General features: G+C 69.9%; 14 protein-coding genes and 1 pseudogene. 10 read left to right on the top strand and 5 right to left on the bottom strand.

Features of this window, described 5'->3' with window-relative positions:
• The first annotated feature begins 127 nt into the window (after window positions 1-127).
• The gene (gene dnaG, locus GFD30_RS19145) at window positions 128-1,993 is read left to right on the top strand and encodes a DNA primase (protein ID WP_322633409.1); all 1,866 of its coding nucleotides are present in this window, start codon (window positions 128-130) and stop codon (window positions 1,991-1,993) included.
• 90 nt (window positions 1,994-2,083) lie between these two features.
• Window positions 2,084-2,629 (top strand): hypothetical protein, encoded by a 546-nt coding sequence (locus tag GFD30_RS19140; protein ID WP_153026793.1) that lies wholly within the window; start codon window positions 2,084-2,086, stop codon window positions 2,627-2,629.
• A gap of 128 nt (window positions 2,630-2,757) precedes the next feature.
• On the opposite strand, the gene GFD30_RS19135 is transcribed toward GFD30_RS19140, so the two are convergent.
• Window positions 2,758-3,807 carry a fatty acid desaturase family protein gene (locus GFD30_RS19135; protein ID WP_153026792.1) on the bottom strand — a complete coding sequence of 350 codons (1,050 nt, stop codon included), beginning with the start codon at window positions 3,805-3,807 and terminating at the stop codon, window positions 2,758-2,760.
• Between the two features lie 189 nt (window positions 3,808-3,996).
• Here GFD30_RS19135 and GFD30_RS19130 point away from each other — a divergent pair, with 189 nt between their 5' ends.
• The 4 genes from GFD30_RS19130 to GFD30_RS19115 all read left to right on the top strand — a co-directional run bounded on the left by GFD30_RS19130 (window position 3,997) and on the right by GFD30_RS19115 (window position 7,578).
• The gene (locus GFD30_RS19130) at window positions 3,997-4,950 is read left to right on the top strand and encodes an ABC transporter ATP-binding protein (protein ID WP_153026791.1); all 954 of its coding nucleotides are present in this window, start codon (window positions 3,997-3,999) and stop codon (window positions 4,948-4,950) included.
• The gene (locus GFD30_RS19125; RefSeq protein ID WP_153026790.1) at window positions 4,947-5,759 is read left to right on the top strand and encodes an ABC transporter permease; all 813 of its coding nucleotides are present in this window, start codon (window positions 4,947-4,949) and stop codon (window positions 5,757-5,759) included. The genes GFD30_RS19130 and GFD30_RS19125 overlap by 4 nt, the downstream gene beginning before the upstream one ends.
• A gap of 8 nt (window positions 5,760-5,767) precedes the next feature.
• Window positions 5,768-6,565 (top strand): ABC transporter permease, encoded by a 798-nt coding sequence (locus GFD30_RS19120; protein WP_322633408.1) that lies wholly within the window; start codon window positions 5,768-5,770, stop codon window positions 6,563-6,565.
• Window positions 6,566-6,687: 122 nt separating this feature from the next.
• Complete coding sequence (locus GFD30_RS19115; RefSeq protein ID WP_153026789.1) at window positions 6,688-7,578, top strand: M23 family metallopeptidase; 891 nt, start codon at window positions 6,688-6,690, stop codon at window positions 7,576-7,578.
• Between the two features lie 72 nt (window positions 7,579-7,650).
• Here GFD30_RS19115 and GFD30_RS19110 read toward each other — a convergent pair whose 3' ends face one another.
• Window positions 7,651-8,853 carry an RNA-guided endonuclease InsQ/TnpB family protein gene (locus GFD30_RS19110; protein WP_153026788.1) on the bottom strand — a complete coding sequence of 401 codons (1,203 nt, stop codon included), beginning with the start codon at window positions 8,851-8,853 and terminating at the stop codon, window positions 7,651-7,653.
• Between the two features lie 30 nt (window positions 8,854-8,883).
• Here GFD30_RS19110 and GFD30_RS28295 point away from each other — a divergent pair, with 30 nt between their 5' ends.
• Both GFD30_RS28295 and GFD30_RS19100 read left to right on the top strand, forming a co-directional pair.
• Entirely contained in the window at window positions 8,884-9,063 is a 180-nt protein-coding gene (locus tag GFD30_RS28295; protein WP_153026787.1) for an Arc family DNA-binding protein, read from the top strand.
• Between the two features lie 31 nt (window positions 9,064-9,094).
• Complete coding sequence (locus GFD30_RS19100; protein WP_194202018.1) at window positions 9,095-9,964, top strand: ThuA domain-containing protein; 870 nt, start codon at window positions 9,095-9,097, stop codon at window positions 9,962-9,964.
• A gap of 214 nt (window positions 9,965-10,178) precedes the next feature.
• On the opposite strand, the gene GFD30_RS19095 is transcribed toward GFD30_RS19100, so the two are convergent.
• Entirely contained in the window at window positions 10,179-10,814 is a 636-nt protein-coding gene (locus GFD30_RS19095; protein ID WP_153026785.1) for a pyridoxamine 5'-phosphate oxidase family protein, read from the bottom strand.
• Between the two features lie 46 nt (window positions 10,815-10,860).
• Between GFD30_RS19095 and GFD30_RS19090 the strand changes: the two genes are divergently transcribed.
• Both GFD30_RS19090 and GFD30_RS19085 read left to right on the top strand, forming a co-directional pair.
• Window positions 10,861-12,171, top strand: coding sequence for an aminotransferase class I/II-fold pyridoxal phosphate-dependent enzyme (locus GFD30_RS19090; protein WP_153026784.1), 1,311 nt, complete (start codon window positions 10,861-10,863; stop codon window positions 12,169-12,171).
• A gap of 43 nt (window positions 12,172-12,214) precedes the next feature.
• On the top strand, window positions 12,215-13,558 hold the full coding sequence (locus GFD30_RS19085; RefSeq protein ID WP_153026783.1) for an MFS transporter: 1,344 nt from the start codon (window positions 12,215-12,217) through the stop codon (window positions 13,556-13,558).
• Window positions 13,559-13,571: 13 nt separating this feature from the next.
• On the opposite strand, the gene GFD30_RS19080 is transcribed toward GFD30_RS19085, so the two are convergent.
• Both GFD30_RS19080 and GFD30_RS28360 read right to left on the bottom strand, forming a co-directional pair.
• Window positions 13,572-14,339 (bottom strand): SDR family NAD(P)-dependent oxidoreductase, encoded by a 768-nt coding sequence (locus GFD30_RS19080; protein ID WP_194202017.1) that lies wholly within the window; start codon window positions 14,337-14,339, stop codon window positions 13,572-13,574.
• A 128-nt stretch (window positions 14,340-14,467) separates the two neighbouring features.
• A pseudogene (locus GFD30_RS28360) lies at window positions 14,468-14,583 on the bottom strand (IS5 family transposase); the annotation flags it as partial.

Here is a 14,583-nt window from a genome sequence, read left to right as displayed (position 1 = left end):
CGTGACCTTCGCCGCGGGCGTGTCCCCCCGGCGCCTCACAACCGGCCGCGTCCGCCGCGGCGCTGTCGGACCGTGCGGGCACAATGGTTCCTGCAGTGAGAAGAGGTGAAACGAGAAAAGGGGCAGAGTGGCGGGGCGAATCCGGGACGCCGACATCCAGCTGGTGCGGGAGCGGGTCGACATCGCCGAGGTCATCGGCGAACGCGTCACCCTGCGCAACGCCGGCGGCGGCAACCTCAAGGGCCTGTGCCCCTTCCACGACGAGCGCTCACCGAGTTTCAACGTCACCCCCGCCCGCGGCGTCTACCACTGCTTCGGCTGCGGCGTCGGCGGCGACGCCATCACCTTCCTCACCGAGCTCGACGGCCTCACGTTCGTCGAGGCGGTCGAGCGCCTCGCCGCGCGCGCCGGGCTCAAGCTCACCTACGAGGACGTCGACGGCCGCCCCCAGCGCGGCCCCTCCGGACAGCCCGGCCTCAAGCAGCGCCTCCTCGACGCCCACACCGCGGCCGCCGAGTTCTACGCCGGGAGGCTCCTCGCGCCCGAGGCGATGACGGCCCGGCAGTTCCTCGCCTCCCGCGGCTTCGACCGCGACGCGGCCGCCGTCTTCGGCTGCGGCTACGCCCCCGACGGATGGGACGCGCTCGCGAAGCACCTGCGCGCCAAGGGCTTCACCGTCGAGGAGCTCACCCAGGCCGGGCTCGCGAAGCCCTCGCGCAGCGGCAGCCTCATCGACCGCTTCCGCCGCCGCCTCGTGTGGCCGATCCGCGACTCGTCCGGCTCGGTCATCGGCTTCGGCGCCCGCAAGCTCTACGACGACGACCAGGGCCCCAAGTACCTCAACACGCCCGAGACGCCGCTGTACAAGAAGTCCCAGGTCCTCTACGGGCTTGACCTGGCGCGCAAGGAGATCGCGAAGACCGGCCGGGTCGTCATCGTCGAGGGCTACACCGACGTCATGGCCTGCCACCTCGCGGGCGTGCCCATGGCGGTCGCCACCTGCGGCACCGCGTTCGGGCCCGAGCACATCCGGGTGCTGCGCCGGTTCCTGTTCGACTCCGAGTCCGCCGACGGGCGCATCATCTTCACGTTCGACGGCGACGAGGCCGGCCAGCGCGCCGCCCTGAAGGCGTTCGACGAGGAGCAGCGGTTCGTCTCCCAGACCTACATCGCCGTCACCCCCGGCGGTCAGGACCCGTGCGAGCTGCGCCAGAGCGCCGGCGACGCGGCCGTCCGCGAGCTCATCGAGCGCCACACGCCGCTGGTGCAGTTCGCGCTCGAACGCGCGATCGCCAAGCACGACTTGGACACCGCCGAGGGCCGCCTGCACGCCACCCGCGCCATCGCCCCGCTCCTGGCCCGCGTCAAGGACCGCGGCCTGGTCGAGGAGTACCTCGGCGTCTACGCCGGCCGGCTCGGCAAGGACAAGGCCGAGCTGCGCCGCGCCGTGCAGGGCGCCGCCGCCGGCCAGGCCCCCGCCGAGGCCCCGGAACAGCCGCGCCGCGAGTCCCGCGCCGACTCGATGCAGCTCCGCGCCCAGCGCGAGGTCCTCAAGGTCGCCCTCCAGCAGCCGCAGGTCGCCGGGCCCTACTTCGACGCGGTCGACGCCGTCCCCTACACCGACCCGAACTACCGCGCCGTCCGCGAGGCCATCGCCGCGGCCGGCGGCGCCGCGCGCGCCGTCGCGGGTCCGAACTGGATCGCCGCCGTCCAGAACGCCTGCACCGAGATCGCGGCCGGAGCCCTGGTCAGCGAACTCGCGGTGGAGGAGCTCCGCCTCGCGGGAGAACCCGACGCGCTGTACGTGCGCACCATCCTCGCCCGGATCCAGCGCCCGGTCGTGGAGGCGGAGGTCGCCGACCTCAAGCGCCGCCTGCAGCGGATCAACCCGAGCACCGACAAGGACCAGTACATGAGCCTCTTCGGCCAACTCATGGGTCTGGAGCAGCACGTGCGGTCCCTGCGCGACCAGGCGGCCAACGCCGTCGAATAGGCGCTCGCGGCGAGCGGCCGCCCTGCCGGCGCCCCGCCGGTCGGTTTCGGCCATGACCGGACTTGACCATAAGAGGGCACCGAAGTGGTCGTGAGGCAGGAGGCCGGCGTACAGCTCGTCGACCGCGCGAAGGGCCTCCCGGCGGTTCTCGATGGTGGAGAGGGCCTGCCAGGCGAGCTTGTCGAGCAGATCCGCGAGGACGTGACACGCCTGGACCGCGCGCCTGGGGCCGGTTATCTTGACCGGGACGGAGGCGTGGACGGAAGCGAGGAGCGGGTCGGCGTCGAGCTTCTGCAGCCGTGCGCCGGTGATGCGCGCGGCGTATTCGCACAGCCAGGAGCGGGCGACGGCCGCGGTGCCGCGGAACTCGACGGCGATCGCGATCTCGGTGCCGCTCGGCTGGTTGCCGTGTCGGGCGCAGATGTCGACGGCGGCGGCGAGCGCGGCGCGGTTCCGGTCGAGGCGACGCGCGTTGCGGACGTCGATCTCGCGGGCCCATCGGTCGACCGCCCGTACGAGTTCGTCGTCGACGGGGAGCATGTAGGGGATCGTCATTCGGTCGTGCCCTCCGGGAATCGGGAACGGATCGTCGAACTTCAAACTGTCAGCGATCCGCAACTCGTTGCAAGTATGTGACGAGAGCCACATGAAACGTTCCCTGGATTCCGGAGATGTCCACAACGAACGAAATCTCCGGCACGCGGAAGGCCGCTCCCTGCACGGGGAGCGGCCTCGAAGCTGCGATGCTCTGGCGAGCGCTCGTCCTAGCCGGCGGACGCCGGCTGCGGGTTGCGCAGCGGTTCGCCATGGGCGTGGAGTTCGCCGAGGGCTTCCTTCCAGGACTGGATGAGACCCGTCGCGTGGTAGGGGATGCCCTTCTCCACGCAGAACTGCTCGACGATCGGCTGCGCGTGCTTGAGGTGCACCGACGGCATGGCCGGGAACAGGTGGTGCTCGATCTGGTAGTTCAGGCCGCCGAGGGCGAAGTCGGTGAACCAGCCGCCCTTGACGTTGCGGGAGGTCAGGACCTGCTTGCGCAGGAAGTCGAGCTCCGTCTCGCCGACGAAGGTCGGCATGCCCTTGTGGTTCGGCGCGAACACCGAGCCCATGTACAGGCCCCAGGCCGCCTTGTGGACGAGGATGAAGACGACCGCCTTGCCGGGCGAGAGGACCGTGAAGATCAGGCCGAGGTACGCGGCCCAGTGGAGCGCGAGGAACAGGGCCTCCACACCCCGGTTCTTCAGGCCCGGCTTCACGACCGACTTGATGCCGGAGACGTTCAGGTTCAGGCCCTCGAGCGTGAGGATCGGGAAGAACAGCTCCGCCTGGTACTTGCCGAACCAGGTGGTGATGCCCTTCGCGAAGCCCGCCTGGCGCTTCGACCACACGAACAGGCCCGGCGCCACGTCCGGGTCGAGCTCCTCGTGGTTCGGGTTGGCGTGGTGGCGGTTGTGCTTGTCGTTCCACCAGCCGTAGCCCATGCCGTTGGCGAGGTTGCCGGTGAACAGGCCGACCCGCTCGGAGGTCGTGCGGCTGCGGATGACCTGGCGGTGCGCGAGGTCGTGGCCGAGGAAGGCCACCTGCGCGCTGACGACGGCCAGGAACACGGCGGTCAGGAGCTGCCACCAGGAGTTGCCGATGAATGCGAACGCGGCCCACGTGCCGATGAACACCGCGGCCGTGATCGAGAAGCGGATCGCGTAGTACACGGGGCGCCGCCGCATCAGCCCGGCCGCGTTGATGCGGCGGGAGAGCTGTGCGAAGTCGCTGCCGGTTCGCTGCGCGGGCGCTGGGGCCTCGGTGAGCATCGTCATGGAGGAATTCCGATCTTTCGGGGTCTTTCTCGTCCCCCCAAGCCTTCCCGTTCTCGAGCCGCAAGTAACTACCGCTGACCCGTCAATCGGGGTAGTGCTTGCCCTACCTTTGCCTGCACGCGATGAATATGAAACTAATCCTTCAAAAAGAACTGGCCTCATGTCGGCTCCCGGACTTAGGGTTGCCGTATGCCAAATGTCAACGAGATCCTGGTCAGCGCCGCCGACCTCCGGAAGAGCTACGGAGAGCACGAAGCCGTCCGCGGCGTCGACTTCGAGATCCGCCGCGGCGAAGCATTCGGCTTCCTCGGCGCGAACGGCGCCGGCAAGTCCACCACCATGCGGATGATCGGCTGCGTCTCCCAGCCCACCGCCGGCACCCTCACGGTCTTCGGCCGCGACCCCCACACCGAAGGCGCCGCCATCCGCGCCCGCCTCGGCGTCGTACCCCAGGACAACACCCTCGACGGCATGCTCACGGTCTTCGAGAACCTCGTCGTCTACGCCGGATACTTCGGCATCAAGAAGAAGGCCGCCCGCGAGCGGGCCGCCGAACTCCTCGAGTTCGTCCAGCTCACCGCCCGCGCCAAGGACCAGGTCTCCGACCTCTCCGGCGGCATGCAGCGCCGCCTCGCCATCGCCCGCTCCCTCATCAACGACCCCGAACTGGTCATCCTCGACGAACCCACCACCGGGCTCGACCCGCAGGCCCGCCACCTCGTCTGGGAGCGCCTCTTCCAGCTCAAGCACCGCGGCGTCTCCATCCTCCTCACCACCCACTACATGGACGAGGCCGAGCAGCTCTGCGACCGCCTCGTGGTCATGGACGAAGGCCGCATCATCGCCTCCGGGTCCCCGCGCGAGCTCATCGACACCCACGTCACCAAGGAGGTCGTCGAGCTGCGCTTCGGCACCGCGCACACCCGCGAACTCGCCGCGCTGGCCCAGTCCCTCGACGGCGTCGGCGCCCAGATCGAGCCGCTGCCGGACCGGATCCTCGTCTACACCGACGACGCCGACGACACGAACGCCGCACTCGACGCCCGCGACATCCGCCCCACCTCGGTGCTGGCCCGCCGCGCCACCCTCGAAGACGTCTTCCTGCGCCTGACCGGCCGCGCCCTCGTGGAGGACGAGGCGTGAGCGCCACCACCGCAGCAGTCGACCGCACCGCCCCGGGCACGACCGCCGGGGCCTGGCGCGCGTTCAACCTCCAGCTCGCCCTCTTCCGGCATGTCTGGCACGGCACCGTCTTCACCTCGGTGCTCCTGCCGATCCTCTACATGGTCTCGATCGGCATCGGCGTCGGCGCCTACATCGACTCCGCGTCCGTCGGCGGCCTCACCTACGCCGAGTTCATCGCGCCCGGCCTGATCTGCTCGGTCGCGGTCATGATGCTCGGCAACGACATGGTCTTTCCCGTCTTCGGCGGCTACGCCGACTGGGGCGGCCACTACCTCGCCCAGCGCGCGACCCCGCTGCGCCCGGTGGACATGCTCAACGGCCACCTCGCGTACGCGGTCGTGTTCCGGCCGTTCACGAACTGCACGATCGTCGCGGTCGTCCTGGCGTTCTTCGGGGTCTACGCCTCGTGGTGGGCCGCGCTCGCCGTGGCCGCGGCGGCGCTCGTGTCGGCCGCGATGGCGCCGTGGATGCACTGCTGGGCCTCGAGCATCAAGAACGACGCGAACCTGAACATGATCTTCCGGTTCGCGGTCATGCCGATCTCGCTGTTCTCCGGGGTGTTCTTCCCCGCGAGCGAGATGCCCGCCTTCCTCCAGCCGCTCGTGTGGGCCTCCCCGCTGTGGCACGGCACGGAGCTCGCGCGGGCCGCCACCGCCGGCGTCGCGCCCGTCCTGCCGCCCCCCGTCCACATCGCCTACCTGGTGCTGCTCGCCGTGACCGGGTGGTTCGCCGCCCGCCGCGTCATCGAGCGGCGCCTGAACTTCTAGGAGTCCGCGTGTCCGTCATCGCCTACGGCGCCGCCCGCGCCGGCCTCCGCAACTCCGGGGCCCTGCTCAACCGCAACTGGATCGCGATGCGCCGGGCCTGGATCCTCATCCTGTCCGGCGCCGTCGAGTCGCTGCTCTTCCTGTTCGCCTTCGGGTTCGGGGTCGGCGCGCTCGTCGGGGACATCACGCTCCCCGACGGCACCGCCGTCTCCTACACCGCGTACGTGGCGCCCGCGATCCTCGCGAACGCCGCCATGATGGGCGTGCTCGCCGAGACCTCGATCAACGTGTTCGCCAAGTTCAAGTGGATGAAGGTCTACGACGGCATCCTCAACACCCCGCTGCGGCCCTTCGAGGTCGCGCTCGGCGAGGTGTGGTGGGCGCTCATCCGCGGGTTCACCTACATCGGCGCGTTCGTGGTCGTCATGGGGCTGTTCGGGCTCCTCGACTCGTGGTGGGCGCTCCTGGCGATCCCCGCGTGCGTGTTCATCGCGCTCGCGTTCGCCGGGATCGGCCTGACGCTGGCGACGCTCTTCCGGGACTGGACCGACTTCGACTGGATGAACGCCGTGGTGTTCACGATGTTCCTGTTCGGCGGCACGTTCACGCCGGTCGAGTCGTACCCGTCGCTCCTGCAGCCGGTCGTGTACGTCATGCCGCTGTACCACGGCATCGAGCTGGTCCGCGGCATCAGCCTGGGGCAGCTCGGCCCGATGATGCTGGTGCACATCGCGTACCTGCTCGCGCTGTGCCTGGGCGGGATGTGGATCGCGCAGCGCCGGCTGGCGCGGGCTTTGTATAAGTAGCAGCGGTCAAGCAGCAGGCCGCGTCCCCGTTCTCCTTGGGGGCGCGGCCGACTCGTCCCCGTAAGAAAGTTTTCTTCAAGTGTGACCTTCACAACGAAAGAAAACTTCGGTACGTTCCCCATATGAGACACCGAAACCGACGAATCGCACTGATCGTCGCGGCACTCCTCACCGCGGTCGCTGCGGCCTTCGCGCCGACCCTGGTCTCGAACGCCGACGACTTCACGGCGCAGGCCGTCAGCCACAAGAGCCCCTTCAACTGCAACAAGACGTTCTACGCGAACAACTGGACCGGCGGGCACAACCCGAGCAACTCCATCGACTGGCAGACCTACGGGTCCGACGCCATCAACGGCGAGAACGTCCGCGCCACCGCCGCCGGCACCGCCTACTTCTACAACGAGGGCAGCACGAGCTACGGCCGGTGGGTCAAGATCGTCCACTCCGACGGCTCCAGCACCCGCTACGCGCACCTGGCCACCCAGGTCAAGGCGCCCGGCTCGAGCATGTCCGTCTCGCAGGGCACGATCATCGGCACCGTCGGCTCGACCGGCGGCTCCACCGCGCCGCACCTGCACTACGAGCAGCGCAACTCCTCCGGCTCGGTCGTCACCCCGGTGGTCGAGGGCGTCCAGGTCCCCTTGGGCACCAAGAAGGCCGTCACCTCCTCCAACGGCTGCTCCGGCGGCAACCCGTACACGCCAGGCGAGGTCTGCGGCTCGGGCTACTCCCAGATCAACCAGCACGCGCTCGGCACGGTCGGCGCGGTCTTCCTGATGTACAACAGCTCCAACGGCTACAACTGCGTGGTCACGCTGAAGTACACCAACGTCGGCACCGCCAGCGCGGTCTCCGCGACCCTCCAGGTCGAAGGGGGGACCACCACCAAGGACTCCGGGAACTTCTCCTACTACGCGGGCCCGGTGAAGAAGTCCGCCCCGAACACCTGCGTCAAGTGGGGCGGCTCGGTCGGCTCGACGACGTGGACGAGCGCCTGGAGCCATTGCGGCTGACACGCCCGACCGCGGGGCCCGATATGGTGGGCGCTTGAATCCTCCCCTCCCGCTAGGGAGGGGATTTCAGGCTCACGCTGCACGATCGCCCTGCGAACGAACGAGTCTGACGCGATCAACACCATCCGGGACGAAACCTGCCCGGGCCAGCATCACGTGTGCGGAGTTCTTGTCTCGAGGTGAGACGGCTCCGCACACGGTGCAAGCGTAGATACGTTGGGAGAGGGGGAGTGCGTGCTTGGCTCTCGCTCCGCACTGTGAGCAGTCCGTTGTGGTGTAAGACGGGTGGATGAGCCGCAAGTCACGACCGTGCTTCCGGCTCATCTCGATGAGTGCGGTCTTGGTGGCGCCGATGGCTCCGTCTGCGGACTTCTTGGCAAGCGCGGATCGTGCCAAGAACTTCGGTCGAAAGTCTTCTGCTGCGATGCGGTCATGGTTTCGCACGACGCGTTTCGCCCACTTCCGAGCGGTGTCGGCCCGCTGCCTGGCAACCTTCTTGAACGTCTTCGCGACCTGCTGCCTGGCCCTGAGGTACCCCCGGGTCGGCCCCTTTCCCTTCGGCCGGCGCCGCCGCGCCATCATGCGCTGGTAGTGGGCGAGCTTTCCCGCTGACCGTTTTCCATGCGAGGGATGCGGGAGGTCGTGATCATCGGAGGTTGTCGTAGCGATAACGGTTACGCCCCAGTCGATGCCGATCACCGCGCCGGTTGCGGGCAGCGGCTCAGTCTTGGAAGGGACGACGAACGAGGCATACCAGTGGCCGAGTTGATCGAGGTGGATCCTCACGCTTGACGGCGCCGCAGGAAGCGGCCGGGACCACACGACCGTGAGCGAGATGCCGCCCGCCAGCTTGAGTCTCTCGTCCTTGATCCGGAAGCCCCGCAGCGTGTAGTTGAGTGTGGGCGAGGCGAGATCCTTCTTCTTGAAGTGAGGCATGCCCGCTCGGCGCCGTGTCGGAAGCCGGTCCTTGATGTCCTTCATCGCTTTGGCTCGGGATGCGGCGAAATCACGGATCGTCTGCTGCTGCGGCACTGATGCGCCGCTCCCGAGCCAGTGGTGTTCGGAGCGCCACCCTGTAAGTCGTTTGTCGAGCTGGGCGGGTCCGCATGTGTCTCCGACTCGATGGGCTTCACGGGAGGCGGCGACGCATTGATTCCAGACCCATCGGCAGCGATCCCACTCTTCGCGCAGGGCCGCCTCTGCATTCGACGACACCCGGAGTCGATAGGTGTACCGGGCGTGACCGGACTTCGGCTCCGTCACTGGTGTCGTCATGACACCAAAATACCACTATGATTTCTGGCCATGGAACCTGAAACACGTCTTACGCTGCGGCTGCCGTCCGACCTGCACGCCCGGTTGTCGGCGAGGGCCAAGGCTTCTCGGCGATCACTCAATGCTGAGGTCGTCTACCGTTTGGAGAGCAGTCTGAGGATTGAGGGTGATCTGCCTGCCGACGCCTCGGATCGCCGTGATTCGCTATGAGGTGAACCAGACCGGCATCTTGGAGTTGACGTTGAGAACCCTCCTGCGACTGTGCATCATCGTCGCGTTGGCCTGCGCGCCCGCCTTCGCCCCCTCGGCGGCCCTCGCCGCCGGCGGCCCCCAGGTCCTGGTGCTGACGACCGGGAACGAAGCCCAGGACGTGGCCGACTTCGCGATCGAGCGCCTCCAGATGGAGGCGCGCCGCTGGAACTTCACCCTCATCGAGGGCGAGCCGGGGAACCTGGAAGACCTCGACGGCATCGACGTGGTCATGTTCCTCAACACCGGCGTGGACATCCTCGACGAGGCGCAGCAGGCGTCGCTGCACGCGTTCATCAACCGCGGCGGCGGGTTCGTCGCCACGAACACGGCCGCCGCGAGCGAGCCCGATTGGGACTTCTACCAGGAGCTGCTCGGCGCGACGGCGCTGACGCCGCCCCAGGAGCCGGCCTCCGAGCAGGAGGTCTCCTTCAACGCGGGCTCGCCGATCACCGACGGCCTCGACGAGGAGCTCAAGGTCACCGAGCGGTGGTTCTACTTCGATCCCGCCCCGGCGCAGCCGGAGTCCACCGTGCTCGCCCAGCTCGGCTCCGGCGACCCGGTGGCATGGAACTCCGAGACGTACAACGCGTTCTACGCCTCCCCGGGCGGCGCCGGGAAGACCTGGGGCGACCGGGACTTCCTGCAGCTCATCCGCCAGGGCATCTGGTGGGCGGCCGGCGAGGAGGGCGTACTGCTCCAGAACTCCGACGACGCGGCCCCGAACTGGCCCTACACGTGGACCTTCGTGCTGTTCGTCGTCGCGGTCGCCGGTGGCGGCTCGATCGCGGTGTGGCGCCTGGACAAGGACGAGACGCGGCGCGAGGCCGAGATGGCCGAAGCGGCGGAGCTCAAAGCGTAAGCGGCGCAGCGTCAGCGTCAGCTTCTGCTGCATAGGACGAGAACAGGGCGGGCCCGAAGGCCCGCCCTGCTGCGCTCCCGGCACCGGACCGGCTCAGAGCCGGAAGTTCCCACGACCCGCTCACACCCTCGGAACATCCATTCAGTCCCGAAAGCAGAACCGGGTCCGGCACCGCGCGGATCGCAGTCTACAACCGCACGTCGCGTCAGCCTGGTCACAGCCGTCCCGTGACGAGCGTCCTCACGTTCGCGACGCCGTTCTCGAACGGCAGGTCCTCGTCCTCGGGCTCTTCGATGGGGCCGCCGGCGCGCTGCTTGATCGAGACCTCCTCGAGCGGGATGGCGAGGAGGGCCGACGCCGCGTTCTCCTTCGGGCTGGCCTCGCGGGACCGCTCGGAGCGGCCCTCGGCGAACCGGTCGATGAGGGCCTTGAAGACGTTCCAGCGCTCGTCGGGGTCCTCGATGAGCCGCGCGTCGGCGTGGACGACCACGCTGCGGTAGTTCATGGAGTGGTGGAACCAGCTCTTGGAGAAGACGAGCCCGTCCACGACGGTCGCGGTGACGCTCACCGGGAAGCCCTTGCTGCCGCCGAGGCCCATGCTGCCGCCGGTCGAGCCGTGCAGGTAGAGGGTGTCCCCGACGCGGACGTGGAAGGTGGGGAGCACGCGGGGCGCGCCGTCGGGGCCGACGAAGGCCAGGTCGACGAAGAGCGCCTCGTCGAGGACGCGGTAGGCGTCGGCCCGCTCGTAGGTGACCCGCTCGCGGGAGCGCTTGGGGGTCGTGCGCTCGGTCTGCTCGAACCGGCCGGTGGAGGGGGTCTCGAGGGTGGACATCGCGGGGGGGGCTCCCATCTATGGACTGGACAAGCAAGTTTTGTACTGATACAATGCTCGAGTTATGTCGGTACAGTATCAGATCACCGGGTCCGCGGCAACCGAGATCGCCGCCAGCATCGAGTCCGGCGTGCGCTCCGGGCAGCTCGCGCCGGGCCGCACCCTGCCTCCCGTCCGCAAGCTCGCCGCCGACCTCGGCGTCGCCGCCGGCACCGTCGCCTCCGCCTACCGGCGGCTGCGCGAGCGCGGCGTGGTCGAGACCGGCGGGCGCGCCGGCACCTTCATCCGCCAGCGCTCCGCGTTCACCCCCACCGGAACCCTCACCGTCCCTTCAGGAGTGCTCGATCTCGTCTCCGGCGAGCCCGACCCGGCGCTCCTGCCCGACCTCGGCGCCCTGAAGCCGCAGGTCGAGATCATCCACGGGAACTACCGGGACGGCGGCCCCTGCCCGGACCTCCTCGACCTCGCCCGGGACCGGTTCGCGGCCGACGGCGTCAGCGGCGAGCTCACCGTCACCTCCGGTGCCCTCGACGCGTTCGAGCGCGGCCTCGCGGCCCGGCTCGAACCCGGCGACACCGTCGCCGTCGAAGAGCCGACCTGGGCCAACGGGCGCGACCTGCTGCTCTCTGCCGGGTACCAGATCACGCCGGTCGCGATCGACGGCGACGGCCCGATCGCCGCCGAGCTCGACGCCGCCCTCACCTCCGGCGCGCGCGCGTTCATCCTCACCTCGCGCGGCCAGAACCCCACGGGCGCAACGGTCTCCGCCGAGCGCGCCGCCGAACTCCGCGAGGTGGTCGGCAGGCACCCCGGGGTGTTCGTCATCGAGGACGACCACTGGGCCGAGCTGTCGCAGACGCCGCTGCACGTGGTCGCCGACGCGGCCGAGCGGTGGATGTTCGTCCGCTCGGTCTCCAAGCCCTACGGCCCGGACCTGCGCACCGCGCTCGTCGCGGCCGACCCGGACACGAAGGCGCGCATCCAGGGCCGCATGGCGCTCGGGCACGGCTGGGTCTCGTGCATCCTGCAGCACTTCGTGATCGCGGCTTGGACCGACGAGGTCACCGAGGCCCGGGTCCGGCACGCCGGCGCCGTCTACGTCGAACGCCAAGCGGCCCTTCGGGACGCGCTCGCCGAGCGCGGCATCGCCACCTGGGGCACGTCGGGCCTGAACCTGTGGGTCCCGGTCGCGGACGAGACCGCCGCCGTCGTGTCCCTGCGCGACCACGGCTACGCGGTGGCCCCGGGCCGCAGCTACTCCTTCCACGGCGCCCAGGGGATCCGGGTCAGCACCGCCCGCCTCGACCCCTCGGTCGCGCCCGCGGTCGCCGACGCGATCGCCTACGCCTCCGGACCGGCGACGCCGCCGATCTGACCTCCGCGACCCCAGATAGCCACAACTCCAGAAAGGACCCCCCGTGACCACCACCGCCCCACCTGACAACACCGCGCCGGAGAACGCCCCATCCGACAGCGCCCCATCCGACAGCGCCTCACAGGACAGCGCTCTACCGGACACTGCGCCGCTGCAGCGACGCGTCCTGCGCACGCTCTTCGGCGCGCAGATCCTCGGCGGCCTGGCCGTCGGCATCGGCATCGCCGTCGGCGCACTCCTCGTCGAGGACATGACCGGCTCCTCCACCTACGCCGGGCTCGCGCAGAGCCTCTTCGTCGGCGGCTCCGCCCTCGTCGTCGTCCCGGCGGTGCGCATCACCGAGCGGTACGGCCGCCGCGGCGGCCTCGCGTTCGGGTACGGGTGCGCGGTGCTCGGCACCCTCGCCGTCATCGCCGCGATCCACCTCGAGAACCCCGTGGTCGCCGTCTGCGGCTACTTCCTGCTCGGCTCGGCGTCGTTCGCGGGCCTCCAGTCGCGGTACGCGGCCGCCGACCTCGCCCCGGCCGCGCGCCGCGGCTCGCACCTCGCGCTCATTGTGTGGGCCACCACGATCGGCTCGGTGTTCGGTCCCTCGATCGCCGCCGTGGCCGAACGCGTGTGGACCAGCTGGTTCGGCGGGCCCGCGTACGTCGGCTCGATGGCGGCGATCGGGGTCCTGTGCCTGACCACCGCCGTCCTCCTCACCGTGCTGCTGCGGCCCGACCCGCTGCTGACGGCCCGGGAGATCAGCGGCGAGACCGACGCGCCGAAGCGCTCGGTCGCGGACGGCTACCGGATGGCGAAGACGAACCCGGCCGTGCGCACCGGCGTCGTCGCCGCGGCCCTCGGCCACTTCGTCATGGTCGGCGTCATGGCGATGACCGCCCTCCACATCCGGCACGGCGTCGCGGACCCCGAGGACGCGCTCACCGTGGTGGGCTTCGTCCTCGGCGCCCACGTCGGCGCCATGTACGTCCTCGCGCCGGTGATCGGCCGGCTCGTCGACCGGTACGGGGCCCGGCCGATCCTCATCACCGGGACCGCGGTCCTCGTCGCCGCGTGCGTCGTCTCCGGGTCGTCCCCGCTCGGCGACCACGTGCGGCTCACGATCGGCCTGATCCTGCTCGGCCTCGGCTGGTCGGCGATGACCGTCGCCTCGGCCGCGCTCGTCACCGGCGCGGTCTCCCCGGCGCAGCGCCCGTCCACGCAGGGCTTCTCCGACCTGGTCATGGGCCTCGCGGCCATGGGCGCCGGGATCGCGTCCGGCCCGATCGTCGAGTACGCCGGCTACGGGGTGCTGTGCGTCTGCTGCGCCGCGGTCACCCTCGCCGTCGTCCCGTTCCTGATGGGCCGCATCGCGAAGCCGGCAGAGGAGCCCGCCTCCTAGGCTGCGCGGCCTCCTAGTAGCCGTAGGCGCTCGGGGCGTTCTGGCCGCCGTCGACCGGCACGACGGCGCCGTTCACCGCGCGCGCCTTGTCCGACAGCAGGAACGCGATGACCTCGGCGACGTCGCGCGGGTCGACCAGCTCGCGCGACGGGAACTCGTTGAGGAACGCCTCGTAGCGGCCCGGATCGGCCACGCGCAGCCGGTCCCAGTTGCGGTCGGGGATGAGCATGGACCCGGGCGCGACCGCGTTCACGCGGACGCCGCTCGGGCCCAGCTCCCGGCCCAGGATCGTCGCGGCGTGGTTGAGCGCGGCCTTCGTGGAGCCGTACGCCAGCCCGGGGGACGGCTTCGAGCCGGAGATCGACGAGACCAGGACCGCCGCGCCGCGGGTGCGGCGCAGCTGCGGCAGGGACGCCTTGAGCGCGGTCATCGCGCTCACCACGTTCACGCCGAGCGTGTAGGCCCAGTCGTCGGCCTCGGTGTCGATGAGGCTGCGGCCGCGCGCGCCGCCGACGTTCGCGACCACGCCGCCGAGGTCGCCCAGCCGCCGCCCGGCCTCATGCACGAACTCGGTGAGCATCTCGACGTCGTTCACGTCGAACGCGCGCACCGCGACCTGGATGTCGTGCTCGGCGCGCAGCTTCGCGGCGAACTCGTTCAGCGGCGCGGCGTTGCGGGCGCAGAGGGCCAGCGGGACGCCTTGGGAGGCCAGGAGCGAGGCGGTGGCCTGGCCCAGGCCGTGGCTCGCTCCGGTGATGAGGACAGGACTGTTGAGTTGCATGCCGTTCATTTTGACCTGTCGTGTCTCGTCCGGTCCGGGGGAGCGCACCGGGCCCTCCGGAGCACCGCAGCGGGCGGGAGGACGCGGCGCTCCGCTCGCCCGCGCGCCCGGGTTCGACTAGGTCGTGTTTACGAACTGGGTTTCCAGTCGAGGATCATTGCGACTTGGATGGCCGCTTCGTAGCGGATGGCGAGCTTGTCGTAGCGGGTGGCGATGGCGCGGTAGCGCTTGAGGCGGCCGATGG

Source organism: Glycomyces albidus (genome assembly GCF_009451885.1).
GTDB lineage: Bacteria > Actinomycetota > Actinomycetes > Mycobacteriales > Micromonosporaceae > Glycomyces > Glycomyces albidus.
Note: the sequence above shows the minus strand (reverse complement) of the source record. Positions and strands in the feature narration are given on the sequence as shown.